The following is a 25,981-nucleotide window of genomic DNA, read 5'->3' on the forward strand; positions in this document are numbered from 1 at the left end:
ACGTCAGGAAGCACCGGCACCCGTGCCGGGTACGCGGCTGTCGTGTCCGGCGGGCAGCGAAAGAGTAAGCGTATGCACGTTGTGGCTGCGGGTGACGGACAGCAGCCCGCCGATGGTTTTTACCAGCCGGTAACTTACCGCAAGGTTTCTTTGCGGTCCGGAAACGTCAAAGGGCAGCAGCAGCTGTTCGGGGTCGGCCATGGGCGTGCCCTGCACCGGTGCCATGAGCGTCACTTCCTGTGTTCCGGCACTTTGTGAGGTGATCAGCCGCAGCGTTTCGCCTTCAGGCATGGCATCCAGCAGGTTGGTCACCAGATTCATGAGCACCTGCAGCAGAATGTCTGGATCGGACTGTATTTCCGGCATGCCGGCTTCCAGATTGCTGGAAACGGCCGCCCGGCGTCTGGCTATCTGAGGTTCCAGCCTGTCCAGCGCAAAATTGACGGATGTGTTGACATTGGTGGGTTCCGGCGAGACGTCCACAGGGCTGGTGTACTCCTTTAGCCTGTCCAGCATGGTTTCCATGCGTTTTGCTTCTTCCAGAATGATGCCGGCCTCCATGATGTCGGGCATGCGCGCATGCAGTCTGCGTGCAAAACCGCCCAGCGCAAACAGCGGGTTGCGGAATTCATGGGCCACTTCATCGGCCATGGCTCCCAGCGTGTTCAGTTTTTCGCGCTGCACAAGCACCTTATCCAGAAAATCGCGGTCGGTGATATCAAGCAGAACGCCTTCGATTCTGCCCGCGCGCGCAGCGTCCGGAGCAGATACGGATGTGGAGCGCGCCTGCAGGCGGATAAGGTAGCCGTGGCGGTGGCGGAATGAAAATTCGCAGAAAATGTCGTTCCCGCGCTGCAGCGCGGCTTCCAGTGCCTGTTGCAGTGCGGGCCTGTCCGGCGGGTGCACGTTATCCATGAACCAGTTTTCCGTCCCCAGCGCTTCTGCCACGGGCCAGCCCAGCACTCTGGGGCATGCGGCATTGAGCCATGTGACCTGCATGCTGCCGTCCATGGAAAACACCGTCACGGGCAGATGCTGGATGAACTGGAAATAGCGGGTCTCTGCGGCGTCCAGCCGTTCGCGCAGTGATTTGCGTTCCAGACAGTTCCGCACGGTTTTTTCCAGCAGTTCCATATTGGGCACGGGTTTGGTGATGAAATCCCATGCGCCGTTCTTGAAGGCGCTGATGGCGGCGTCTATCTCCGCCGTGCCGGAAACGATGATGACCGGCGTGTCGGGCTGTTCCTGCACCATGAGCTTGAGCAGGCTTTCACCGCTCATGCCGGGAATGCCGAGATCCAGCAGTACAAGGTCTGGTGTGTGCCTGCGGAAAACGTCCAGACCTTTGCTGCCGTCTTCGGCCTGCAGCACGGTCAGGCCGGAATCCTCCAGCCAGGCTGCTATGGTTTCGCGGATGACAGGGTCATCTTCCACCGTAAGTACCGTGGCGTGTTGTGCCGGTGCGGTTTGCATGCCGTATTCCCGCGCGTGTTCCGCGCCGTTGATGCCGTAAACTGTGCATTGTGCAAAGTCCTGCGGATGCAGGTTGCCCAGTTTACGACGGAGCGCGCGCTGCGTCCACCCTGCGGAAAAATAAGACGCAAAAAAAGGCCGGAATGTTCCGGTCTGCCGGTGCGCCGTCTCCGGCTCACCCTGTGCGTTTGAACATTTTTTCCAGATCGGCGGGGGTGAAGCGCAGCACCGCGGGCCGCCCGTGGGGGCAGAATTCTCTATCGGGCACTTCAAGCCATTGGGCAATAAGGCCCGCAGCCTCGTCAGGAGTAAGCCGCTGCCCCGCCTTGATGGCGGAGCGGCACGACATCATCACCCACATATCGGGCAGTCTGCCCTTTCTGTCTGCCAGCACTTCACGCAGAAATTCCGTGGCCCCGCGCTGGTCCAGGGTGGACGGTATGCCCCGGATGCGCAGCGAAGGCCCGTGCGTTTCCAGCGCAAACCCCATGGCTGCCAGCTTTTCCCACACCGAGGCAAGACGTTCCGCTTCTGCGTTATGCAGGGGCATTTCCGCAGGAAAGGCCAGCAGCTGCGTCTGCCCCTGCGTGGCATCGCGGCGGATGCGTTCGTACAGCACGCGCTCATGCACGGCATGCTGGTCGAGCAGCAGCAGGGTGCTGCCTTTGCGCCTGACAACCAGATACGTGTCCGCAATCTGGCCGAGATAGGTGTATTCGCCCACGGTGACACCCCCGTGTGCGGGGTCCGCGGGGGCACCGGCCGGCTGCGGGGTGCTGTGCGGGGCTGCATGGCCGTATTCCGCTTCCGGCTGTTCCGCAACTGCGGCGTCCGTGTGTCCTGCCGCCCGCGAAGGGCCGCCTGCCATGAAGTCAATGCGCACCCCGTCGTCACGGTGAGGCAGGTGCGCGTCCGGTGCTTCCGCACTGTCCGTATGCTCCGTGCGGTCTGTTCTGCCGTCGGCAGAGGACGGCTGCGGCATATGACGCAGCGTCACCTCGTCGTCCTCATGGTCACGCGGCGCTCTGGGTACAATGGGTGCTGCGTCTGCCTCTCCCCAGAATCCCAGCGGACGGGCGGCTGCCCTTGGGGTGGCAGGGCTGTCCGGTGTCAGACGCAGACCGGCTGCGCCGGAAGCGGCATGTCCGGGTATGTCTGCAACGCCTGCGGTATCCGGACTGTCCGGTGTCCCTGTGGCGCTCAGCTGCTGCAGGGCGGCTTCAACCGCGCGGCGCACGGCACTGAAGACATGCCGTTCTTCGCGGAAGCGCACTTCGCTTTTGGCGGGATGCACGTTCACATCGACCATTTCGGGGGCCAGTTCGATGAACAGCAGCACCTGCGGATACTCGCGCCCCAGCATTCTGCCGGAATAGGCATCGCGCACGGCACGCATGAGCAATTTGTCGGTAACCGCTCTGCCGTTGACGTAAAACAGCATCTTGTCCGCCCGCGGCTGCGACTGGCGGGGGTCGCCGCACAGTCCGCGTACCTGCACGTCGGGTACTGTACCGTCGTGGGCGCGGCTGCACAAAGGCGGTACTTCCACCATTGATTCCGTGATGCTGGGCGGCCACAGCACCGCAAGGCGTTCGCGCCACGTCTGACCGGCAGGAAAGCGGAACACCTCGCGCCCGCCGCTGGAAAGTGAAAACCCCGCGTCGGGGCGTGCCAGCGCCAGCCTGCAGAACAGTTCCTGACAGCGTTTGCTTTCCGTGGCTGTGGTTTTAAGAAATTTAAGCCGTGCCGGAACGTTCATGAACAGGTCGCGCACTTCCACCAGTGTGCCTCTGGACAGCGCTGCCGGCCCGTGCGAAATGATGCTGCCGTGCCGCACATGGATGCAGCTGGCTTCCGGTGCGGTATCAGCCGCCGTGCGCTGAGCAGGCGCTGAGGTCATGCGGAAATCTGATACCGAGGCTATGCTGGGCAGTGCCTCTCCGCGGAAGCCGTAACTGGCTATGCGCATCAGTTCGTCAAACGTGGTGACTTTGCTGGTGGCGTGTCTGGTCACGGCCAGTTCCAGTTCGGCCGCGTCTATGCCGTCGCCGTCGTCGCGTACGGTTATCAGGCTGCGTCCGCCGTCTTCAATGGCCACTTCCACCGTGCGTGCACCGGCGTCCAGACTGTTTTCCACCAGTTCCTTGACCACGCTGGAAGGGCGTTCCACCACTTCGCCCGCGGCTATCTGGTTGCGCAGGGCGTCGGGCAGCAGCTGTATGCGTTTGCGCTGCGGAGTGTTATCTTGCGTCATGGATATGTGTCCTCATAGTCTCGTGCACTGCCCATCTAGCCATAAACGGGCGCGCGGGTAAAGTGCGGCGCGTAACGCGGCTGACACGGTGCGCCCGTATGAGAAGCAGAACCGTGAGGGAATATGAAGCCGGTATTATCATTTTGTGACATGAGTTTTTTCTGGCACGGCGGTACGGGGCTGCGCAATGTGGCGCTGGACATTTACGCGGGTGACCATGTGCTGGTTACCGGACCTTCCGGTGCGGGCAAGTCAACCCTGCTGCGTCTTGCCGCACGTCTGGAGGAGCCCTCATCGGGCTGCATAGCATTGGACGGTCAGCCGCTGGCGCAACTGGATGTGCACGAACTGCGGCGCAGGGTGGGGTTCATACAGCAGACCCCCGTGGTCGATGAAGGAACGGTGCGCCACAATCTGCTGCTCGCTTTCGGTTTTCGCGCCAATGCCGCGCTGCGGCGTCCTGATGATGCGGCATTACGGCACTGGCTGGACAGGTTTCTGCTGTCATCCGTGGGGCTGGACGACTCCGCGTCCGTGTTGAGCGTGGGGCAGCGCCAGCGGCTGTGCATCATCCGCGCCATGCTTGCCGGTCCGCAGATGCTGCTGCTGGACGAGCCCACAAGCGCGCTTGACCCGGAAAGCCGTGGCGTTGTGGACAGCAGGCTGGCGGCATTGAATGCCGAAGGTGTGACTCTGCTGATGGTGACGCATGCCGAAGGAGCATGCCGCGGGGCAGGCAGGCGCAGGGTGGAAGTCTGTGGCGGCAGGGTGCGCGAGGTGCCGTCGGCAGAGGTGCCGCGATGTACACAGGCGTCCGGTGCCGCGGGGCCGGATGCCGGAAGCCGTGACCGTGTTGCCGGAAAATGCACTGCGGACAGCGGGGAGGGAGTGGCATGACGTCCGGATACATTGCCATCGAGTGGTGGCAGCTGTGTTTTGCGCTGGGGTTTGTATTGCTTTCCGGGGCGGTCTCAGTATGGTACGGCCTGCGTCTTGAGCGCGACCTTGCATGGGGCACTGTGCGCACTTTTGTGCAGCTTATGGCCATGGGATATATACTGCGCCTGCTTTTCGGGTTGCAGAACGCTGTGGCGGTATTATGTATATATGTGGTCATGACATGGTTTGCATCGCGAATCGTGCGTGACAGAGTGGGGGAGACAGGCGTATCCTATTTCGGGCCGACCTTTCTTTCCGCGTCATTCAGTTTCATGCTTGTCACCATGCTTGTGACGGCGGTCATTGTGCAGGCCAGCCCGTGGTGGGACCCCCGCTATTTCATTCCCATAGGGGGAATGGTGGCAGGCAATTCCATGAACGCGCTTGCCATTTCGCTGGACAGGCTGTTCACGGAACTGCGCCTGCGACGCAGTGAAGTTGAAATGCGCCTTTGTCTGGGCGCCGATTACGAAGAAGCGAGCCGCGATATTTTCCGGGACGCGCTGAAGTCCGGCATGGTGCCTTCCATCAATTCCATGATGGGCGTGGGCATAGTTTCGCTGCCGGGCATGATGACCGGTCAGATTCTGGCTGGTGCCGATCCCGCGGAAGCTGTGCGCTACCAGATTGTGGTCATGCTGATGATAGTGGCGGCAACGGCGCTCAGCAGCTTTCTGGTGCTGCGGCTGGTGCGCAGGCGCTGCTTCGGTACAGGACACCGTCTGCTGGTTCGTTACAGATGAGCGGCAGTACAACATAAAAGGGGATCAGTTTTGATACACGACATCGAAGCGCTGTTCCGGCGCGGCGTATTGTCGGAACGGCTGTTTGCCGGGGGCTTTGACCCCGAGCTGCTGTTTGTGGAATGCCACAAATGCAGCAGGCCGATTTTCTGGGAAAAGGGAAGAACAACCCATATTCTGCAGGATGCGGGCATTTCTGTGCGCGATCTTGATGAACGCTGTATGATAATGTCGCACGGCTGCCCCCAGTGCAGCCCCGAAGAAACCGAGTTTGAGCTGCAGGTGGTGCGTCTTGCGCCTGAGGGGGAACCTTCGCTGCCTGATGTTTTCGGCACGGCGTAAAGGCAACCTGTGCAGAAAAGCAGAAAAGGGCCGTGATCGCATGCGATCACGGCCCTTGCTTTCGGTCTGAGGACAGGGATTATCTGCCCTGTGCCATACGGCGTTCCAGATCTTCTCCGGCGCGTATCACCTCGGCGGTGAACTCCTTGCGTGCCGCGGCAAGGCGCTGTGCCAGTTCCGGGTCGTTCAGGGCGATTATCTGCGCGGCAAACCAGCCTGCGTTTTTGGCGCCTGCCTTGTCCAGTGCCACGGTGCCCACCGGATATCCGGGAGGCATCTGCACCGTTGCCAGCAGCGCATCCATGCCGCCCAGTTTTGAGGCGGTGACAGGTACCCCGATGACAGGGCGCAGAGTGCGTGCGGCCACGGCGCCCGCCAGATGGGCGGCCATGCCTGCGGCACAGATAAAGACCTGACAGCCGTCTTTTTCCAGCGTATCCACCAGCGATTCCGTGCGTTCAGGGGTACGGTGCGCGGAACTGACAGTAAACAGATAGCTGATGCCCAGCTTGTCCAGCACCTCGGTGCAGGGGCGCAGGGTTTCCTCGTCAGAGATGCTTCCGATGAAAATGCCGACCTGAGGCATTGTCTACTCCATACAGGTTGATGGTGGATATCAGAGCGGGCCGCACAGGCGGCCCGCAGTCCCGGTTGCGGAGCTGTGCCCCGCTGAAGATGTATTACGCCCGTGAGAGGCCTTTGTTGCCTATATCACGACGGTAGTAGCTTTTTTCCATGCGTACGCGGTCTGCGGCGGCATAGGCTTTTTGCTGCGCCTGAGCCAGCGTGTCGCCCAGCGCGGTGACGCACAGCACACGTCCCCCGCGGGAGACCGTTTTGCCGTCTTTCAGGCTGGTGCCCGCCTGAAACACTTTGGCACCGTCTGCTTCTGCTTCTTCTATGCCGCTGATTTCCATGCCCGAATCATAGCTGCCCGGATACCCCTGTGCCGCGATGACCACTCCAAGCGCTGTCCGGGGATTGTATGTCACGGGCACGCTGTCCAGTCTGCCTGTGGCGGCAGCCATCATGATGGCTGCAAGATCGCCGTCCAGCCTCATGAGCAGCGGCTGGCATTCCGGATCGCCGAAGCGGACATTATACTCCAGCACATAAGGTCCGTCCGCGGTCATCATGAGTCCGGCGTACAGCACGCCGCAGAAAGGTGTATCTTTGGCGGCCAGCGTGCGTACGATGGGGCGTATGACCAGTTCGGTCATCTCGTCCCAGCGGTCTGCGGGCAGGACCGGTGCGGGGCTGTATGCGCCCATGCCGCCGGTGTTGGGACCGGTGTCGCCCTCGCCCACGGCTTTGTGGTCCTGCGCCGAAGGCAGGGGCACTATGGTTTCGCCGTCCACCAGCGCGAGAAACGATGCTTCCTCTCCGGCCAGTGCGGCTTCCACCACCACATGGGCTCCGGCGCTGCCGTAGATTTTTTTGACCATGATGTCATCAAGGGCTTCGATGGCTTCTTCCGTGGTGCGGGCCACCACAACACCTTTGCCCGCGGCCAGCCCGTCGGCTTTTACCACGATGGGCGCGCCATGACGCAGCACATAGTCACGGGCTTCGTAAAAATCGTCAAACACGCCGAAGTCGGCAGTGGGTACGCCTGCTTCGCGCATGATGTGCTTGGCAAAGGCCTTGCTGCCTTCGAGCTGGGCGGAAAAAGCGTTGGGGCCGAAGCAGGCGATGCCTGCGGCGGCAAGGGAATCCTTGATGCCGAGAACAAGGGGGAGTTCGGGCCCGGGTACCACAAGGTCTATGCTGTGTTCGCGGGCAAAGGCCACGATGGCAGGCAGATCGTCTTCGGCGATGGGCACGTTTGTGCCTTCAAGGGCGGTACCGCCGTTACCTGGGGCGATGAACAGCTCGTCGACGAGCGGACTTTGGCGCAGCTTCCATGCGAGGGCATGTTCGCGTCCGCCGGAGCCGACAATCAGGATCTTCACGGGTGGGCCTCCGGATGTCTGTGGCAGGGGCGGTGTGGCCGGGGTTTTCCCCCGCCGTGTTTCGTGTTAGCACGGTCAGGCCCCGTAGGGGCGCTTTTCGTGGGCACTAGGTACAGTTTTTTCGGCCTGCGGGCAAGCAGGGTATATGTTCCTTTTTCCGACGCTCAGGGAGTCTAGCCATGTCCCGTTACCGCTTTTTGCCTGATCTTTCAGATGATGCTTTTGCAGCTGTGCAGCTTTCGGGGTTGCAGTGGACCGTTGAGCATGCCTTGCGCAACAGCCCGTTTTATCGTGGAGTTCTGACTGCTGCCGGTGTGCAGTCCGGCGACATACGGTCGCTGGACGATCTGCGCCGGCTGCCTTTTACCACCGTGGCAGACCTGCGCGAAGGCTATCCGCTGCCGCTGCTCAGCGTGCCGGAAAAAGATGTGGTGCGTATCCACGCTTCTTCGGGAACCACGGGCAAGCGCAAGATTCTGGCCTATACAGCCACCGATGTGGAAAATTTCAAACTGATGATGGCCCGTTGCTACGAGCTTGCCGGTCTGTCTGTGGAAGACAGGGTGCAGATAGCCGTGGGGTACGGGCTGTGGACGGCCGGTGCGGGGTTTCAGCTGGGGTGCGAACATTTCGGGGCCATGGCCGTGCCTGTGGGGCCTGGTAATCTGGAAATGCAGCTGCAGCTGCTGACTGATGTGGGCGTGACGTGCCTGTGTTCCACTGCGTCCATGGCTCTGCTGATGAGTGAAGAAGTGGAGCGCCACGGGCTGCTGGACAGGGTGCGGCTGAAAAAGGTCATATTCGGCGCCGAAGCGCACAGCCCCAAGATGCGCAAAGCCTTTGAGGAACGGCTGGGGCTGGAAGACAGCTTTGACATTGCCGGTATGACCGAGATGTACGGTCCCGGCACCGGGCTTGAGTGCCGCGTCCATGACGGCATCCACTACTGGGCAGACATGTTCATCATAGAAGTGCTGGACCCTGTGACGCTGGAACCGGTGGCCCCCGGCGAGGTGGGCGAGATGGTTGTCACATCGCTGCGCAAAGAGGCGGCGCCTCTTATCCGCTACCGCACCCGCGACCTTACACGCATGTTGCCCGGCAGATGCAGCTGCGGTCTGGACTGCCCGCGGCATGACCATATTCTGGGCCGTTCCGACGACATGATTATTTTCCGCGGGGTGAATATTTATCCGGGGCAGATAGCCGACGTGCTGCAGCAGCATGCGGAACTGGGGGCGGAGTATCAGCTGACGCTGACCCGCCGCGACGGCAGGGACGCCATGCAGCTGCGGGTTGAACGTGCGCAGGATGCCCCCGGGCTGGGCAGTGAAGGTGAAGCTGCGCTGGTGCGCAGCGTGGCGGACGAGCTGCACCGCAAGCTTATGGCCCGCTGCGGTGTGGAACTGGCAGCCCACGGCGAGCTGCCTCGTTCCTTTGCCAAATCTAAGCGGGTGGTGGACTTGCGCGAACAGGAATAGTAAGTAGTGCGTAACTGACATTTTTCTGCCGCGAGATGGGGGTCGGACGGCAGACTCTGCCGCTGCGTGTGCTGCGGCGGGGTGTTTTCCTTGGTGTGGACGTGCGGGAGTCTGCCGGCAGCGTCGCTGAAAAAGCGTGTGCTGCGGTGCGTCCTGCTTGTGCGGAAGGAGGACGTCGACCGTGTACAGAAAAATCAAGGCGCAGGACCTGCGTCCCGGTATGTATGTGGTGGATGTGGGGCTTTCATGGCTTGAAAACCCGTATCTGTATATGACGGAAGGTGTGCTGGCCGATGAAGAGGCCGTCGGGCGCGTTTTGTCTGAAGGATACGAAGAGGCCGTCATTGACCTGCGCCGCTGTCTTGAAGGATCTGTGCCGGATGATCTGGCAGAACTGGAACCGCTGACCGATGCCGAGCATGTTTCGCGCGCTGTCAGCGCAACGGCGGACAGTCCAGTTTCCGCAGTGGCGCAGCGGGTGCCTGTGGCGCAGGAGATGCTTGCCGCCAAAGCCATTTATTCGGAAAGCATCACCTTTGTGCGGGGCTTTATGGAGGGCGCGCGCGAAGGCAGACCTGTTGATCTGAAAGCGGCTGAACCGCTGGTCGAAGACATTATTCAGTCTGTAAGCCGCAATGCCGGCGCGCTTATCGGGTTCGCCAAGCTGCGTGCCTATGACCTGTACACCTACACGCACAGTCTCAATGTTTCGCTGCTTGCCGTGGCTTTCGGCAAGTACCTCGGCCTTGATACCGTAGCCCTGCGACAGATTGGTCTCGCGGGGCTTTTTCATGATCTGGGCAAGGCGCTTATTCCCGATTTCATACTCAACTGCCCGGGCAGACTCACGCCGGAAGAGTTTTCGGTCATGAAGCGGCACCCTGTGCTGGGCAGGGATGTACTGCCCGGCGGAGGCCGGATTCCCGACATGGTGCTGGAGGGCATGCTGCAGCACCACGAGAAATTTAACGGTACGGGGTATCCTGCCGGTCTGAAAGGTGATGCCATAAGCGAGGCAGGCAGGATTATCGCCGTGGTGGATGTGTATGACGCCCTGACAAGCAAGCGTCCCTACAAGAATGCCATGCTGCCCAACAAGGCGCTTTCCATTCTGTACAGCATGGCCGGTGAAGAGTTTTATCCGGGGTATGTCGAACACTTCATCAAGTGCATCGGTATTTATCCCGTGGGCCAGATTGTCCGCCTGAATACGGGGCAGGTGGGGGTTGTATCCGCCACGGACCCTGCGGTGCCGCTGCGTCCGGAAGTTATTGTGGTGCGCGACCCGCTGGGCAGACCGGCCCCGCCGCGTCTTATCCGGCTGGCGGATGTCATCTCTGTTTCTGTTACGGAAACGCTGGAGGCCGCACATGCGGGCATTGATGCGGCAAGGGTTCTGCAGGACGGGGCGGCATCCTGAAAACCGCAGGCATGGCGGACCGGCATAATGAATCTGCACCGCTCTGCAGGTGGCGGCAGCGCAGCATGGCAGACCCTGAAACTGCGTGACGGCGCGGGCGGGAGTGCTTTGTGTCCGGCGGAGCCTGAGCGGCCCTGCGGCGGAAGGCAGTCACCGTAATGCTCCGGTGCGGGGCGGGATGTTCCGGAAGATGACGGCTGCCAGCTGCAGGTGCGCCGTGCAGGGGGGCGGGCAGAACTGGTTTTTTGGAAGTGAAAGCGCCCCGCTGCGGCTGATGCCGCGGCGGGGCGTTTTATTTTTCCGGCGGTCAGGGAACCAGCGGGGCCAGATCGAGGCCGGTGTTCACCGGCTGGCCCAGCATGAGGTTGGCATTGGCCAGAGCCTGCCCCGATGCACCACGGCACAGGTTGTCAATGCACGAAACAATGATCAGGCGGTGCGTGCGCGGGTCGACCACCAGTGCCATGTCGCAGTACATGGTGCCGCGAACATTGCGCAGTGCGGGCAGACTGCCTTTGGGCAGCACGCGCACCCATGGTTTGTCCGCGTAGGCGTTTTCATAGATGGCCTGCACGTCGTCTGCACTCATTTCGTGCTGCAGCGTGGTGTATATGGTGGACAGTATGCCGCGGTTGACAGGCAGCAGGTGCGGGTTGAAGGATACCGTCAGCGGCGCGCCGGCAATGGCTGAAAGCTCCTGTTCTATTTCCGGCGTGTGACGGTGGGTGCCGATGCCGTATGCACGGAAGGAGTCATGCACTTCGCAGAACAGCGAGGGCACGGATGCCTTGCGCCCTGCCCCTGTGGCGCCGGACTTGGCGTCGATGACAATGCCGTTGGGCAGAATCATTCCTTCTTTGAGGGCAGGGTACAGGCCCAGAATGACAGAGGTGGGGTAACAGCCGGGGTTGGCCACCAGCGTGGCGTTGCGGGTCTGTTCTGCATACAGTTCGGGCAGCCCGTAGACGGCCTGTCCGAGCATTTCCGTACGGGTGTGGCCGGTATTGTACCACTGCTCATATACATCGCTGTCGTGCAGACGGAAGTCGGCGGAAAGGTCAACCACTTTCAGCCCGCGTGAATGCAGCTGTGCGGCCATCTCCATGGCGGCGCCGTGGGGTACCGCCAGAAAGGCGATGTCACAGGCCGCGGCAAGGTCTTCCGCATCCGGTTCCGTGATGGCAAGCCCGCCGTAGCGGGTGCCCTGTGTAAAAGGATAGATGTCGTCGAGCCGCTTTCCGGCTTCTGCGCGGGATGTCACCCGCACCAGCTCCATGCTGTGGTGTCCCAGAAGCAGGCGGATAAGCTCCATGCCGGTGTATCCGGTAGCTCCCACAAGACCTGCGCGGACGGGGGCTGCCTTGGTGGCGCCAGTGGTCATTTTTTCCTCCGGAAGATGCGGCGGTGCGGCCTGTGTTGCAGCCGGACCGGTAGCGTGCGGCGTGCCGCGGGTGCGGGCGCGCCGGTCTTATAGTATGCGTTGCCGCCGGGCATGCCGCCGCCGTCACGCCGCACCGGCAAAAAATCCGGCGTCCTGTGCGGCCTGCGGGTGTCATGCGGGCCGGGTTAGCGCGATTTCACAACATATTTCATGCGCAGTTCGTACAGCAGGCCTTCCAGCAGCCGTGCCTCGTCCGCATCCAGACAGCTGCGCGTTTTTTCCTGCAGCATCTGCAGCACGTCTATGCTGTGGCGCGCCATAAGCAGGTTTTCGCCGGTCTGTCCGGTTTCGGGGTCGGGTACTTCACCCAGCTGCACCAGCGCCGAGGACGCCAGCGAAAGAATGAATGTGGAAAAAGTCACGGAGGGCATCTGCCCTTCGGGGGTTTTGCCGGTGCAGCCGCAGCCGCTTTTTTCCTGTGCTTCTGACATGCGATGACTCCTGATGCCGTTTCTGCGGCAGCGTCATACGCGCTGCCGCACCGCCGTTTTTTCGTCTCAGGCGAACGGGTTGTTCTCTGCGTAGGAGAGTAATGCCTCGTTGTAGGCTTGCAAGGCCTGTTCGATATAATCGCGGCAGCCTATGTAGCCCCCGCAGGCGCGGTAGCTTTCTGCCAGTGCGTGCAGGCCGGCGGCTATGTCGCCCCAGTCCACCCAGCCCATGTGTCCCATGCGTATGATACGGCCCTTCAGGTGGTCCTGTCCTCCGGCCATGATAACGCCGTAATGCTGCGCGGCATGGGCCAGCACCGCAGTGCCGTCGATCCCTCCGGGCAGTGCTATGCTGGTCAGCCCCCAGCCGTAGTCCGCGGCCACAAAGGGAGCAAGCCCCATGGCGCTTACACCGGTGCGCGCCATCTGTGTGAGCGCCCACTGCTTGCGGAAAACCTCTTCCAGCCCTGTTTCTTCGTACATGCGCAGACTTTCGCGCAGTCCGATTATCAGGCTGACAGGCGTTGTGAACAGCGTCTGGTCGGCTTCGGCATTTTTACGTTCAGCCCGCAGGTTGAAGTAAAAGCATGAGGGCGTCACCGTGGCGGTACGGGCCCAGGCCCGCTCGGACAGGGCGATGAGCGCCAGACCGGGGGGCAGCATCAGTCCTTTTTGCGAGCCGGTGAGCAGACAGTCAACTCCCCATTCGTCCATGGGACAGGGCGAAAGCCCCACCGAGGAAATGCCGTCCACCACCAGCAGTGTTTCGGCGGAGCGCGTGACGGCGGCTATCTCGCGGACGGGATGCATGACACCGGTGGATGTTTCCGAGCACTGCACCAGCACACCCGCCGCATCGCCGTGCTGTTCCAGCGTCTGTTTGACGGCCTGCGCGGTTACCGCACTGCCCCAGGGCACCTCGATGACCACGGGTACAAGACCGTGCGAGCGGGCAATTTCTGTCCAGCGCTGGCCGAATTTGCCGCCTTCCACCACCACCACCTTTTCACCGGCGGAAAACAGGTTGGTGACCGCGGCAGTCATGGCGCCCGTGCCGGAACATGACAGCGGCAGTACGGGCTGCGCAGTGCCGAAAAGCGGTCTGAGCAACCGCTGGGTTTCGGCCATGACGGCTTTGAACGCGGGTTTGCGGTGGTGGATCATGTCCTGCGCCATGGCCAGCCGCACTGCGGCGGGTATGGGCGTGGGGCCGGGGGTGAGCATTCTGGGCTTGTTCAGCATGAGATTCTCCGGTTCAGGTAGGTACTGAATCAGCTTGTGCGGTTGACCCGCACGGTGAATGTTTTCAGATAATTCGTTTCCGGCATGGCCGGATGAACAGGGTGGTCCGGGCCCTGATGTCCCTGAATGAGCGTCTGAATGCGGCAGCCTGCCCGGCGGGCGGCGCGGTTGAGCACGCGTCGCAGCTCGTCGGCGGAAAGATGCTGCGAACAGGAGCAGCTCATCAGGATGCCGCCGTCTTCTGCCAGTTCCATGGCCAGCTCGTTTACGCGCTGGTACGCCTTTAGCCCCTGCTTCTGGTGCTTGCGACGTTTGATGAACGCCGGCGGGTCAACACAGATGACATCGTAGCGGCGGCCCTGATCGCGCAGTCTGGCAAGTGTTTCCAGCGCGTCTCCGGCCACTGTCTTTACACTGCCGCTGACGCGGTTAAGGGCTGCGTTGGCTTCCACTGTCTGCAGCGCAAGCGGTGAGGCGTCCAGAAACGTGGTCTGTGCGGCACCGGCAGCCGCTGCGGTCACACCGAACCCGCCTGCATAGCAGAATGCATCCAGCACCTTTTTGCCCTGTGCGAACGAGGCAAAGTCTCTGCGGTTGATGCGCTGGTCATAAAACCAGCCTGTTTTCTGCCCTTCCATCAGCGGCGCGTAAAAACGTACTCCGTTTTCTTCTATTTCCAGCGTGTCGGGAATGTGTCCGAAGGCTTGTTCCACATAGCTTTTCAGACCTTCCATTCCGCGATTGGCACTGTCGTTGCGGTACAGGAGTCCGCGCGGTCTGACCACATCTTTTAGTACCGCGGTTATCTGCGGTTTGGCGGCTTCGGCTCCTGCCGTTGTCAGCTGCGCCACCAGAAAATCGCCGTACCGGTCCACGATGAGGCCGGGCAGCCAGTCGCCTTCGGCAAAGACCATGCGGTAATATGGTCTGTCGAAAATCATCTGCCGCATGGCCAGAGCTTCCGTTATGCGTCTGTGCAGCAGTCCGGCATCAAACGGCGTGTCGGGCTGCTGCGAAACAACGCGGGCCGCAATGACCGATGACGGGTTGACATACGCCGAGGCAACGGGAGAACCGCCGGAGTTGCAAACGGTTACATTTTCTCCGGGGGTGAAGTCGTGCAGAGGGCTTTTGCCTGTGTCCACCTCGTTGCTGAAAATCCATTGGTGGCCGATGCGCAGGCGGCGCTCCTCGCCCTTCTTCAGGTACAGTCGTCTCATTATCTGTCGGGTCCTTCGCGCCGCGGTGCGGTCGCGGGGTGTTGCGGGTCTCTTTTTTATTGTGCCGTCAGGCCTGTTAGTGCGCCTGACCCCAGTTGTCGCCGATGCCGTAATCCACGGCCAGCGGAACGTCCAGTGCCGCGCCGCCGGGACGCACGGACGACATGATGTCTGCCAGACGTTTTGCTGCGGCTTCTGCGACGTCCTGAGGCGCTTCAAGCAGCAGTTCGTCATGCACCTGCAGAATAAGCGCGGCGTTCAGCTGCTGCAGGGTTTCGTCCGCTGCGGCCTTTAGCATGGCAATTTTTATGATATCGGCGGCACTGCCCTGCACCACGGTGTTGATGGCCTGCCTGCGGGCCTGAGACCGCAGCTGGTTGTTGTCCGAATGGATTTCGGGCAGCAGCCTGCGGCGGCCCGCCAGTGTGGTGACAAAACCGTGTTCGCGGGCACTTTGTTCCACGTTGTCGTAAAATTCTTTCAGGTGCGAAAGTTTGCTGAAATACCGTTCGATGAATTCTTTGGCTTCGTTCAGTGTCACTTTAAGTTCCTGCGCCAGCTTCTGGGGGCCCATGCCGTATATCAGCCCGAAGTTGATGGTTTTTGCATTGCGGCGCTGGTCGGGTGTCACGTCCGCGGCGGTCACATCGTACAGCAGGCCTGCCGTGCGGCTGTGAATGTCTTCATTGCGGGTGAACGATTCAATGAGTGTGGGGTCTGCGGAGACATGTGCCAGTACACGGAGTTCAATCTGCGAATAGTCCGCTGCCACCAGTTTGTTGCCCGGAGCGGCGGTGAAGCAGCGGCGCATGCGTTGTCCCATGGGACCGCGTACGGGAATGTTCTGCAGGTTGGGCTGGCTTGAAGAAAGTCTGCCTGTGGCCGTGGCCAGCTGGTTGAACGTGGTATGTATGCGGTCGTTTTCCTGCGCCAGTCTGGGCAGCGGTTCCAGATAGGTGGAGCGCAGTTTTTCCAGCTTGCGGTATTCCAGAATGGTATCGATGACAGGGTGCTTGCCCGCCAGTTTTTCCAGTACGGCCTGACTGGTGGATGCCTGACCGCCTTTGGTCTTGCTGCCTGCTTTAAGTCCCAGCGTGCCGAACAGCAGTTCGCCCAGCTGCTGCGATGAGCGGATGTTGAACTGGCCGCCGGCCACGGCGTACACTTCCTGTGTCAGCCGATCAAGCTCCTTCTGCACTTCGGCAAGAAATCCTGAAAATTCTGCGCGGTTGATGCGTATGCCGCGCAGCTCCATGTCTGCCAGCACGGGAATAAGCGGCATTTCCAGCTCTTCCATCAGCGCGCTCAGTCCTACGCCTTCAAGCCGGGCTGCGGCATCCTGTGCCAGCGTCAGCGCCAGCGTGGCGGGTGTCTGTGCGTCAATGCCGAATTCTTCGGCTCTGCGCGCAAGACTTGTCCATGAATAGTCGCGTTCTTCGGGGTTCAGCAGGTATGCCGCGAGTCCGAGGTCAAACCAGCGGTGTACCTCTATGGCCCGCCATGACGTATGGCTGCGGTAGAGCGCCTTGACGTCGGGAGCGATGATCCGGCTGATTGCGCCGGTCTGCGCCATATGGGCGGCCAGATCTTCCGGTTTTCCGGTGTACAGGTACTCGTTGCCGTTAAAGGCTACGGCAATGCCTTTTTCGGCGGGTACAAGGGCGACCGTGCCCGAAACGGCAGGTAACTGGTCTGCGGAACTGAATGAGGGAATCTGCGGGGCCGCCTGCGGTTCTCCGAATAGCGAGGCCTGCTGCATGGCGGCTGCACCGGACCGGGCAGGACGCACCGGCACGCTCTGAGGCAGTTCCCGCAGCAGTGTGCGCAGCTCAAATTCTCTGAGGAACGCCGCGGCGTTGTCTGCATCCACTGACTGCACGGTCATGTCTTTGAGGGCAAGGCTTGTGCAGCGGCCGGTGTCCAGTGTGGTCAGGCGGCGGTACAGATATATGTTGTCCCACTGACCGGCAAATTTTTTCTGCACACCCGGCTTCAGTGCCTTTTCGTTTTCCTGAATGGCTTCCAGCGTGGGAAATTCGGCAAAAATCTGGGCGGCTGTTTTGGGGCCGACACCCGGTACACCGGGAATATTGTCGCTGGAATCACCTATCACCGCCTGAAAATCGGGCCACTGTGACGGGGAAAGTCCTGTTTCCTCAGTAAAGCCGGCAAGGTCGAGCAGTTTTTCCTGCTTTGCTCCCGGATCCCACAGGTACACGTTGTCGTCGATGCACTGTTTCAAGTCTTTGTCGGCACCCACAATGATGACTGGCCGTTCGCTTTTGAACTTTGCCGCCAGCGAGGCAATGCAGTCGTCGGCTTCGCAACCGTCCGAGACTTCCAGAGGGATGCCCAGCGAGCGGACTCCGCGGCGGATGGGGTCCAGCTGCTGTACCAGAGGTTCCGGCGTTGCAGAGCGGTTGGCTTTGTACTGGTCGTACAGGGCATGGCGGAAAGTGGGCCCTTTGCCGTCCATGAAAAAAGCTGCGTAGGCTGGCTGCTCTTCTCGCAGCAGCTTGAGAAGAATGCGCAGCACGATGAACAGGGCGTTGGTGGGCAGACCGTCGGAGCGCTGCATGTTCTGAAACGCGTAGAAACCGCGGAAGATAAATGCAGAACCGTCGATGAGGTAGACCGGTTCCTTGTCAAGGCCGAGGCGTTCCTTGAGCGACATGGTAATTCTCGATGATGTTTTCGCTGTCCGGCGACAGCGTTTGGTGCCGGATTGTCTGGCGGGAACCGCAGGGGCTGCCGCAAGCAAGGCAGGTATGGTAACGATTTTCCCCCTGTCCTGTAAACTGTGCAGGCAGTCTGCCAAAGCATAATGGTATAAAAGACGCGGGTACACGGCCGGAGTCTGCGTGCTTCGCACTGCGCAGATGTGACACGTGCAGACTACGCACAGGCGCTGATGGCGGTGCGGCAGCCGGCGGTCCGCAATATTGTATGCAGCGTCACGGGGCGGTGCTTCTGTGTAGCGACTGTGCTGCTACTGTGTCGGAAGACAAGCCGGAAAACGAGGACAATGCTTCGGGGCGTGAAACGGGGCAGGGGCTCAGGTTGCGGGCGTTGCCGGATGTCCCGCTGGACGGCAGGGCGGGCTGTCGGGCTGTCGGGCTGTCACGCTGGCGCGCTGCCGTTGAAGTTGTCAGCAGAGAATGTGCAGCCCCTGAAGATGTGCCGGTATGCCGTAACGGAGCACCGGTGGCAGGCCGTTTGCTGTGCCCTGCTGTCTGCCGTATCACGCACAGTTGTTTTATGGCCGCATGCAGGGCTTCGGGCGGTGACCGGAGCCCTGCATGCCGCCCGTACCGTCCGTACCGCGTGTTCTGCGGGATTCTTTGAGCGGGTTTCTTTGCGTGGGCTTCTTTACACGGGTTTCAGGGGACAGACAGCTGCCGCTGGCAAAGGTGGTCGTTTTTGTCCAGCATACCTTCATGTTTCCATGTGTCTGTTCTTACCCGTGGGCGCACGTCAAGACGCCAGCGGTTCAGCGGACTGCAGCAGCCGGAACCCACATGCACCAGACGTCCCACGGCTCCGCTTTGTTCAGCAAGCGCGCAGCGGTAACATTCGCCGTTCCAGTAAAGGGCGGGGCAGATTCTCCGCGGACCGAAGAGAGCATTGCTGGGCGGGCACTGCGATTTGACGCAGCAGTAGCCGCACCCCACACAGGCGTGAGCTGACATGGTGCCTCCTCCTGACTGTTGTCTGAAGGGTATTGTATGCACAGAGTATAGCAGGGCAGGCGGGGCGTGTCAGCCGGAACGGGCGATGTGCCATAGTGAAACAAAAATAAAACCGCGCCGTGTGGGGGGCGCGGTTTCAATTCATTTCTGCGTTGTATTCGGGCATACATCGCAGAATGAGGAGGCTGGGTCACGGAGGTGGACTATTCCCCCGTGAGAAGAAAGCTAGCATTGAGTGAGTGCACAGTCAACGGCTGTCGCGCAAAAAGATGAAAATAGTCCGGACGCCCCCTTACCGCCGTGCGCGGCAGTACTCCGGCCGCTTGTGCGGGCGTCTGTGTGCCGCCTCTGCGGGTTGCACACAGGGACATGCCTATGCCGGGGCGTCGTTGCCGGACTGCGCAGACGGTATGTTGTCTTCTCCTCCAGTGCTGTTGTGTTCCTGCCGGACGGACGCAGATGGTTGTACCTGCCACGAGGGGGGCAGGCTGCGCAGGTGCAGGTCCATTTGCGGAAAGGCTATTTCTATTTCTTCTTTGCGGAACTCTTCATCAATGGCAAAGCGCAGCGATGATGCCGTGGTGAGCATGTTGTCGATGTCATCTATCCAGATGCGCAGGAAGAAATCCAGCGAGCTGGCGCCGAAGTTGCTGAAAATGACCTGCGGTTCCGGACGGCGCATGACATTGGGGTGCGCCTTGGCCAGTGCCAGCAGGGTTTTTTCCACTTTGCGCGTATCAGAACCGTAGGCCACTCCCACAAGGATGTCGCGCCGGATGGTTGTGTTGTTTTTTGTCCAGTTGGTGACCTGTGTGGTCACAAGGTCCGAGTTGGGGATGAGAATGGTGGCGCTGTCGAATGTTTCCACAATGGTGGTGCGTATGGTCACGTTTTTGACTGTGCACCACAGTTCGCCCACTTGTATAATGTCTCCCTGCTGTATGGACCGTCCGAACAGCAGGATGAGACCGCTCATGAAGTTGTTGAAAATGGTCTGCATGCCGAACCCCAGACCGACGCTGAGGCCACCGGCAATGACCGTGAGGCTGGTCAGGCTTACCCCCAGAATATGCAGCGCGATAAGCGCATACAGGCCCCAGAGTGCATATGTGGCGGTGGTCTGCAGTGAAAGTACAGCGCCCCGCTGGCCTCTGGGCCAGTGCAGCGACATGCGTGCCAGTGCGCCGCGCGCCAGTGTGGTGCAGGCACGCGTGATGTAAAAAAGAGCAGCCAGCAACAGCAGGCTGGCCAGCTTGAGTGAAAAACCTTCCCAGCTCAGTTCAAGATTGGCAATGCTGGCAAACACCCCCTGACCGACAAAGCCGTACAGCCAGAGCAGACCGGCGCCGAAGCTCATCAGCCACACCCCCGGAGAGGCAATGCCCACAAGAACCCCTTTGCCCATGACCAGTGCCGTGGAATCAGCCGTGCTTGCGGCCCCGCGCAGGTGGATGAGTTCCGTGAGCGCGATGCTGGCGCTGTATGCCGCGTACAGAACAAACCACACCATAAAAAGAAAGGCGGAGAATACGCCGTAGCCTGCCACGGCCACTATGAGCAGCAGTGCGCACAGCCAGAACCATGATCTTTTGGCTATGCTGCCGTGAATACCGCGCCGCCTGTCGCGCAGGCTCATGTAGAACCCGTACAGAACCAGCAGCAGGGCCCATAGCGGTACCGCCAGCTTGGCGGGCATCTCGCTGACCACAATCAGGCTGCTGCACAGAAACATCACCGCCGCAGGGCTGTGTGACAGCCGTATGAATCCGGTATTGATCATGCGCCGCAAAATGGCCGAAGCCCGAATGGTGGCAAAGCCGAGCATCACCATACCGGCTACGCTGGTATATATGGCCGCTCCGGCAAACATGCGCGACGATGCTATGACCACGGCCAGACCGATACTGCCTATGAGGCAGCTGGTGTGCAGCGCCCGCACGGCCTGCGGGGTGGCGCCGGGGGTACCCCGTGTAGCCGACCTGATGACAGGCACGCCGCCCAGCGCAAGCAGACCTATGATGCCCAGCGCAAACAGCACCGCAGAAAAAGCGTTGCTGCTCAGCATGCCCAGTTCACGCGTCATGCCGGTCATCAGCATGGATGCCCATAACGCCACGGAATCGGATTGCCGCCACAGCTCCACGGAAAGAAGCGGATCTTTGTTGCGGAAAAAGAAATCCCGCCAGCTTGAAACCAGCTCTTCTTCGCGTTGCAGGCGTCTTTCCTGTACGTTTTGCCGCAGCTTGCCCAGCCTGCTTTCCAGCTTGGCGGCACGGGCCTCCTGTGTCTCCAGCCTGCTTTGGATGTTGCGCAGATCGCGCAGGTAGGCGTCTACCAGATTGCGCGTAGCCGCTGAAATGTCACGGGATTTGAGCAGCGGGGCCACATCAACAGCGCCTATTCTTTCCAGACGTACCCGCGCCTGATCGCGCACATTGGAAAGAGACTCCTGTGCTGTTTCCAGATCGTTGTATAATGCGTTCAACCGCTGTACGGATGACCGGGTAAGCATGGGGGTGCCGCCGGAAAGCCCGTGCGTAAGCTGGGCTTCCTCATAGTCGCGCAACGCTTTTTCGTATGTTTCCGATGCCGATTTCAGCGCGCCTTTCATTGCTTCCTGCAGCTTCAGGTCCGACTGTTCCAGCAGGTTCAGCTCGCGTTGTTTTATCTCGACAAGGTGCAGTATTTCACTGTTTTCAATCTCTTCCGGTGACTGTTCTGCCTGTGCGGCGCTGACGTGCAGCAGCACCACGGCGGCAAAGGTGATCAATAGGGCTGTAATATTCCGGAAAGTTTGAGATATTGCGGGTGCTGCAGGTGTCATATGCTCTGTTCCGTAATTTGTGGCTTCCGCCGCAGCGCGGCGCGCCGGTATGGCAATGTGCGGAAAGGCAGCATAACAGGTTCATGTGCATACGCAAGGTGCGTCCCAAGGACTGCCGGGGCGCCCTGTGTGCCCTGACGGTATGCTGCCGGATGCACAGGGCATGCGCTGCATGCGGGGGCGTGGTTGCCTCCGGCTGTCAGCACTGTGCAGCCTGAGGCTGCCTGCACAGGTACTGCAGCTAAAAATGTTTAAAAATTGTATTGACAATTTTCTCTCTTTGAGAGAGGAATCAACTTCGCTTTGGGGCTGTAGCTCAGTTGGGAGAGCGCTTGAATGGCATTCAAGAGGTCGTGGGTTCAATTCCCTCCAGCTCCACCATTTAGAAAAGACAAACCCGTCTCTCTGGGGTCATTCTCCGGGGTGACGGGTTTTCTTTTTCCCCTTGTTTCTAAAGGGTTTGCGCCTGTTTCACATCCTTCCAAATCACCCCTCCGCACCATCGATTTTCCCCATCCTCCAGCCTTTCTTTCTCTGTTTGGCCCCTGATTCTCTGTTTTCTCCGGACCAAGTCCGAAGCTCGTCCGGAAAGCTACATCCTTGATTGATATGAGTTTGCGGCTGATTGCCATTTTGGGCGGTTGTCTTAGGTCATCGTTCGATGCCGCAACCGGACGTTTTTTTCGAAATCACCTGCATCGGCCGTGAAAAGAAGCGTGGTCAACTCCGGCTTCCTGCCCCCTAAAGAAGAAAAGCCGACGCTGATGGTCGGCTCTCTGGGGCGGTCTCCGGTCCGGTCGTCAGTCGGTGGCGAAGCCGAACTGGCGGCGCTGCTCGGCCCAGTCCTCGGGGAAGGTCTGGGTCAGTTTGGCCAGCGAGAGCCCGTTGGGTTCCTCACCGTTGATCAGGGCTTCGACGATGTCGGGGGCCAGGGTCGTCAGCTTGAGAATGCGGGCCACATACGAACCATCGACGTCGAGGGTACGGGCAAGCTCGCTGATAGACTTGATCTGGCCGGATTCGAGGATGTCGGCCCAGGAAAAGGCCCTTGCCAGTGCCTGGAGGACGGCGGACTGCACAGGCTCCTGCGCTCCAGGGATATCTCCATCCAGGGCCTGGGGAGCGATGACCGTCTTGCGGCCGCGCATACGCCGGATCAGCATCGGGATGTGGATCTGCAGGTTGCCGTTGTCGGCTACGGTAATGGTCGGCTTCATTTTCATCGGCTTGCCCTCCGTTCGGTGACTTCGCATGCCAGACCGGCCAGCTCGGCGATGAGCGTTGTCAGCCCGTTGGTGCGCAGCTCCATGTCGATCCCGGTCTCGCGGATCTCGACCTTATCCACCAGGAGGCGGATGAGCCGGTTTCGCTCCACCGGGAAAAGGTCTTCCCAGACGCCTTCGACATTCTGGAAGGCCTCCGAGACATCCTGTTCCGTGATGCTGTTCCCCCGGTAGGCTCTGCATCGCTCGCTCACGTGCGTCAGTTGTTTCGAGAGCTCGACCGCCTGGCGGTTGACGGTCGTCAGCATCTCTGCCTTGCCCGGCTGATCGCTGCCGGGCTTCATCAGTTCGAGTGCCTGCTCCCGCGCCTGCGACAGCTCAATCTCGAGCTGGGCTTTCTGTTTGAACAGCCGCTCTCGCTCCGCCTGCTCGATGTCCCGGGCAGCGAAGTAGGTCTTGGCCACTAGCGTCGGTGTGCGGAACACCGCGCTCAACTGCTCGACTACGGCCTGCTCGATGCCCCCGGCGGGAATACGTTTGAGCGGGCACCGGCTAACGGTCCGCTTGCTGTCCTTCTGGCAGATGTAATAGGTGTAGTGGCGGCCGTTCTTGCGGGCGTAGGTCGGTCCCATCGAGCATCCGCAGTGGCCGCAGCGGATGACGCCTTTCAGCGGGGCGACCATTTTGGTTCTGGCCATGGATACCTTGACCGGTTTGTTGTCCTCCAGGATGGCTTGCACCTTGTCCCAGGTCGCCCGGTCGATGATCCCTTCGTGCTCGCCGGGGTAACTGCGGTCCTTGTGGGCGATCTCGCCGATATAGATCCGGTTGTTGAGCAGCCGGTAGATATGGGCGGTGTTCCATTCGGAGCCCTCACGGACTTTGCCTTTCTTGGTGGTCCAGGCCTTGGTGCGGTAACCCTGTTCGTTCAGCTCCTGGCCAAGCTTCTTGGCCGAGCCGATCTGGATAAAGCGGCGGAAGATGTACTGCACCGTCCTGGCCTCATCGGGGTTGACCAGCAGCTTCTTATTATCCCGGTCAACGTCGTATCCGAGGATGGGCACGCCGCCGCAGTATTTCCCCCGGCGCTTGGCAGCCGCCACCTTGTCCCGGATACGCTCGGCAATGACCTCCCGCTCGTACTGGGCGAAGGTGATCAGGATACCGAGAAACATCCGGCCGGTGGGATCGGTGGTGCTGAAGTGCTGGGTGACCGAGACGAAGCTGACACCCTTCTCGTTGAAGAGGTCGATCATCTTCATGAAGTCCAGCAGCGAGCGGGACAGCCGGTCGACCTTGTAGACCACGATCACGTCAATCTTCCCGGCGTCGATGTCCGCCAGCAGGCGGCGCAGCCCCGGACGCTCCATGTTCCCGCCCGAGAAACCACCATCGTCATAGCGATCCGGCAGAGCCGTCCAGCCCCGCATCCTCTGAGCTTCGATATAGTGTTCCGCCGATTCCCGTTGCGCATCTAACGAGTTGAACTCCTGTTCGAGACCTTCTTCGTGGCTCTTGCGGGTGTAGATGGCACAGCGCAAGGTCTTGTTCTTGCCCGGCGCGACATTGCTGTTATCAAGCATCTGAACCTCCCTCGGCTTTTCTGCCGTAAACCTTCTTCAGCCCGAAAAAGACCTTGCCGTTCCAGCGCGTCCCGGTGATCTCCCTGGCCACCGCGCTGAGCGACCGGAAGGTGCGGCCTTCGAACTCGTAGCCATCGGCAAGGACGGTCACCTCATATCGCCGGTCGTTCCATACCCGCACCAGTCTGGTCCCGGGCAGGATCGCCTCGTTTGATATCCGCTCCTCTGGGATGCGTCGATTGACAGTGGCGACCGGGTCCTCCTTGGCGGCCTGCTGGAGATGGACCTTGGCCTGCTCGGACAGCCCGCCGTAGAAAAGCTCCTGGATGCGATAGGCCAGCCGCTTGATGAGGAATTGCTTTTTGTACTGGGGCGGCTCTTCGCCGTAGAGGTCGAGCCATTTTTCCCGGAGCTGCTCCAGGGACATGGATCGCAGCAGGGCCATCTGCCGAAGGACCGAGTTTCGTGTTCGATCCTGGTTCTTGCCGCCTGTGGCGGCGTTCTGTAACTCATTCATTTTCAACTCCTTATTTTGGTTTCCGGACGAGTTGTCATGAATGAATGCTCTGTTCTGGCAATGAATCAAGTCCTTCTCCGAGCACAGGGGAAGAATCTTCGAAAATCTCTAACTCACTGCCTCCACATGCTTTTTTGGCCTTTCGGCGCAGGATCGCAGTGGCCAGAATGGAGGCGGCTGACTGGAGCCTCGCCTCACCCGACAGGCGGCCGGGTTTGCCGTTTTCGCCAAGTTCATCCGTCCCCGGTACATCATTCATTTCCTGTACATCCAACATCGAACACCTCCGGTGGGACCGGGGGGCTGGATGGTGTGGATGCCAGAAAACGGTGGCGGTCGGGATGCGCGTTCGATGGCACCCACAACCGCCTCAGCTCCGCCTCTGGTCGGTTATCTGGTTTCTAACTGCTCGTCCGGTTTCAAACCGGCTTTCTTCAGGCCTTACCTACCGAGGGGCTCATGGAAGTGTCGGAAATCAGGTGTGAGATTATTTCTTGACCTGATATGCATCAGGTTTATATTATTAAGGTTTGCTGGCGCATTGCGCCTTTTTGTCTTTCAACAGAAATGGAGACGCCATGGGCAAAGCGAAAACGGATGAGATAACGCCGTTGCAGCGGAAAACGCTCGAAGCGATATGTCGTTTCGTCGATGCCAAGGGCTTTCCTCCAACGGTGAAGGAACTGAGCGAGATCTTTGAAATCAGCCCGGCGAGTGCCCACGACCGGATCAACCAACTGGTGCGCAAGGGATACCTGAAGCGGGAGGACGGAAAGTCGCGAGGCATAGCTGTTGCCCGTCGCCCCAGCGAGATGGCTGCCTCTCTGGTTTCAGTACCTGTTGTGGGGATGGTGGCGGCTGGCCGTCCCATCCTGGCCGAGGAGAACATCACCGGCCAAGTGCTGGTCGAGTCGGACGTCGTTCGTTCCGGACAGCACTTCGCACTCCGTGCGGTGGGTGACAGCATGATCGGTGCCGGTATCAACCATGGCGATTTGATCATCGTGCGGCAGCAGCCCATCGCCGAGGATGGTGACATCGTTGTAGCGCTGCTCAACAACGAGGCGACCGTCAAACGGCTGAAAATCAAAGACGAGCTCATCGAATTGGTGCCCGAGAACCCGGAGGCAAGAAAGATCCGGATCAGGCCGGAGGATGATCTTCGCGTGTTGGGTAAGGTCGTTGGATGGAAACGGAGTTAACCGAG

Annotated in this window: 21 protein-coding genes and 1 tRNA gene; 7 read left to right on the forward strand and 15 right to left on the reverse strand. The window is 60.3% G+C overall.

What is annotated here, in order from left to right:
- Positions 1-3: 3 nt before the first annotated feature.
- On the reverse strand, positions 4-1,473 hold the full coding sequence (locus H586_RS19215; RefSeq protein ID WP_051364016.1) for a response regulator: 1,470 nt from the start codon (positions 1,471-1,473) through the stop codon (positions 4-6).
- Positions 1,474-1,648: 175 nt separating this feature from the next.
- Positions 1,649-3,727, reverse strand: a complete 2,079-nt coding sequence (mutL, locus tag H586_RS0112395) for a DNA mismatch repair endonuclease MutL (protein ID WP_027182190.1) — start codon at positions 3,725-3,727, stop codon at positions 1,649-1,651.
- 123 nt (positions 3,728-3,850) lie between these two features.
- On the opposite strand from mutL, the gene H586_RS19220 reads away from it, so the two are divergent.
- The 3 genes from H586_RS19220 to H586_RS0112410 are packed head-to-tail and all read left to right on the forward strand — an operon-like array spanning position 3,851 to position 5,751.
- Complete coding sequence (locus H586_RS19220) at positions 3,851-4,624, forward strand: ABC transporter ATP-binding protein (protein WP_081701849.1); 774 nt, start codon at positions 3,851-3,853, stop codon at positions 4,622-4,624.
- A complete protein-coding gene (locus tag H586_RS0112405) occupies positions 4,621-5,409 on the forward strand; it encodes an ABC transporter permease (RefSeq protein ID WP_027182191.1) in 789 nt (262 codons plus the stop codon). Before H586_RS19220 ends, H586_RS0112405 begins: the two co-directional genes overlap by 4 nt.
- A gap of 30 nt (positions 5,410-5,439) precedes the next feature.
- Positions 5,440-5,751 carry a hypothetical protein gene (locus H586_RS0112410; RefSeq protein WP_011369160.1) on the forward strand — a complete coding sequence of 104 codons (312 nt, stop codon included), beginning with the start codon at positions 5,440-5,442 and terminating at the stop codon, positions 5,749-5,751.
- A gap of 79 nt (positions 5,752-5,830) precedes the next feature.
- Here the strand turns inward: H586_RS0112410 and purE are convergent, their stop codons facing one another.
- Both purE and purD read right to left on the reverse strand, forming a co-directional pair.
- Positions 5,831-6,337, reverse strand: a complete 507-nt coding sequence (gene purE / locus H586_RS0112415) for a 5-(carboxyamino)imidazole ribonucleotide mutase (RefSeq protein ID WP_027182193.1) — start codon at positions 6,335-6,337, stop codon at positions 5,831-5,833.
- Between the two features lie 94 nt (positions 6,338-6,431).
- The gene (gene purD, locus H586_RS0112420) at positions 6,432-7,703 is read right to left on the reverse strand and encodes a phosphoribosylamine--glycine ligase (protein ID WP_011369158.1); all 1,272 of its coding nucleotides are present in this window, start codon (positions 7,701-7,703) and stop codon (positions 6,432-6,434) included.
- A gap of 179 nt (positions 7,704-7,882) precedes the next feature.
- Here purD and H586_RS0112425 point away from each other — a divergent pair, with 179 nt between their 5' ends.
- Positions 7,883-9,184, forward strand: a complete 1,302-nt coding sequence (locus H586_RS0112425) for a phenylacetate--CoA ligase family protein (protein WP_027182194.1) — start codon at positions 7,883-7,885, stop codon at positions 9,182-9,184.
- Between the two features lie 181 nt (positions 9,185-9,365).
- Positions 9,366-10,604 (forward strand): HD-GYP domain-containing protein, encoded by a 1,239-nt coding sequence (locus tag H586_RS0112430; protein WP_011369156.1) that lies wholly within the window; start codon positions 9,366-9,368, stop codon positions 10,602-10,604.
- Positions 10,605-10,911: 307 nt separating this feature from the next.
- Here the strand turns inward: H586_RS0112430 and argC are convergent, their stop codons facing one another.
- The 7 genes from argC to H586_RS20215 all read right to left on the reverse strand — a co-directional run bounded on the left by argC (position 10,912) and on the right by H586_RS20215 (position 21,397).
- A complete protein-coding gene (gene argC, locus H586_RS0112435) occupies positions 10,912-11,985 on the reverse strand; it encodes an N-acetyl-gamma-glutamyl-phosphate reductase (RefSeq protein WP_027182195.1) in 1,074 nt (357 codons plus the stop codon).
- A 185-nt stretch (positions 11,986-12,170) separates the two neighbouring features.
- Entirely contained in the window at positions 12,171-12,476 is a 306-nt protein-coding gene (locus H586_RS0112445; RefSeq protein ID WP_011369154.1) for a DUF1844 domain-containing protein, read from the reverse strand.
- 66 nt (positions 12,477-12,542) lie between these two features.
- The gene (locus H586_RS0112450; protein WP_027182196.1) at positions 12,543-13,718 is read right to left on the reverse strand and encodes a pyridoxal-phosphate-dependent aminotransferase family protein; all 1,176 of its coding nucleotides are present in this window, start codon (positions 13,716-13,718) and stop codon (positions 12,543-12,545) included.
- Between the two features lie 29 nt (positions 13,719-13,747).
- A complete protein-coding gene (locus tag H586_RS0112455) occupies positions 13,748-14,938 on the reverse strand; it encodes a class I SAM-dependent rRNA methyltransferase (protein ID WP_027182197.1) in 1,191 nt (396 codons plus the stop codon).
- 76 nt (positions 14,939-15,014) lie between these two features.
- Complete coding sequence (gene polA / locus H586_RS0112460) at positions 15,015-17,612, reverse strand: DNA polymerase I (protein ID WP_027182198.1); 2,598 nt, start codon at positions 17,610-17,612, stop codon at positions 15,015-15,017.
- Between the two features lie 706 nt (positions 17,613-18,318).
- Positions 18,319-18,627 carry a hypothetical protein gene (locus H586_RS0112470; protein WP_027182200.1) on the reverse strand — a complete coding sequence of 103 codons (309 nt, stop codon included), beginning with the start codon at positions 18,625-18,627 and terminating at the stop codon, positions 18,319-18,321.
- 373 nt (positions 18,628-19,000) lie between these two features.
- The gene (locus H586_RS20215) at positions 19,001-21,397 is read right to left on the reverse strand and encodes a mechanosensitive ion channel domain-containing protein (RefSeq protein WP_051364017.1); all 2,397 of its coding nucleotides are present in this window, start codon (positions 21,395-21,397) and stop codon (positions 19,001-19,003) included.
- Positions 21,398-21,756: 359 nt separating this feature from the next.
- Here H586_RS20215 and H586_RS0112485 point away from each other — a divergent pair.
- Positions 21,757-21,832 (forward strand) — tRNA-Ala (locus tag H586_RS0112485).
- A gap of 419 nt (positions 21,833-22,251) precedes the next feature.
- Here H586_RS0112485 and H586_RS0112490 read toward each other — a convergent pair.
- From H586_RS0112490 to H586_RS0112505, 4 genes are read right to left on the reverse strand one after another with little or no spacing between them, the layout of a single operon-like run.
- A complete protein-coding gene (locus H586_RS0112490; RefSeq protein ID WP_020886689.1) occupies positions 22,252-22,674 on the reverse strand; it encodes a hypothetical protein in 423 nt (140 codons plus the stop codon).
- On the reverse strand, positions 22,671-24,257 hold the full coding sequence (locus tag H586_RS0112495) for a recombinase family protein (protein ID WP_027182202.1): 1,587 nt from the start codon (positions 24,255-24,257) through the stop codon (positions 22,671-22,673). Before H586_RS0112495 ends, H586_RS0112490 begins: the two co-directional genes overlap by 4 nt.
- On the reverse strand, positions 24,250-24,774 hold the full coding sequence (locus H586_RS0112500) for a DUF2924 domain-containing protein (protein WP_027182203.1): 525 nt from the start codon (positions 24,772-24,774) through the stop codon (positions 24,250-24,252). Before H586_RS0112500 ends, H586_RS0112495 begins: the two co-directional genes overlap by 8 nt.
- 34 nt (positions 24,775-24,808) lie before the next feature.
- Complete coding sequence (locus H586_RS0112505) at positions 24,809-25,051, reverse strand: hypothetical protein (protein ID WP_027182204.1); 243 nt, start codon at positions 25,049-25,051, stop codon at positions 24,809-24,811.
- 301 nt (positions 25,052-25,352) lie between these two features.
- Between H586_RS0112505 and lexA the strand changes: the two genes are divergently transcribed.
- Positions 25,353-25,976 carry a transcriptional repressor LexA gene (gene lexA, locus H586_RS0112510; protein WP_027182205.1) on the forward strand — a complete coding sequence of 208 codons (624 nt, stop codon included), beginning with the start codon at positions 25,353-25,355 and terminating at the stop codon, positions 25,974-25,976.
- Positions 25,977-25,981 lie beyond the last annotated feature (5 nt).

The organism is Oleidesulfovibrio alaskensis DSM 16109 (assembly GCF_000482745.1).
Lineage (GTDB): Bacteria > Desulfobacterota > Desulfovibrionia > Desulfovibrionales > Desulfovibrionaceae > Oleidesulfovibrio > Oleidesulfovibrio alaskensis.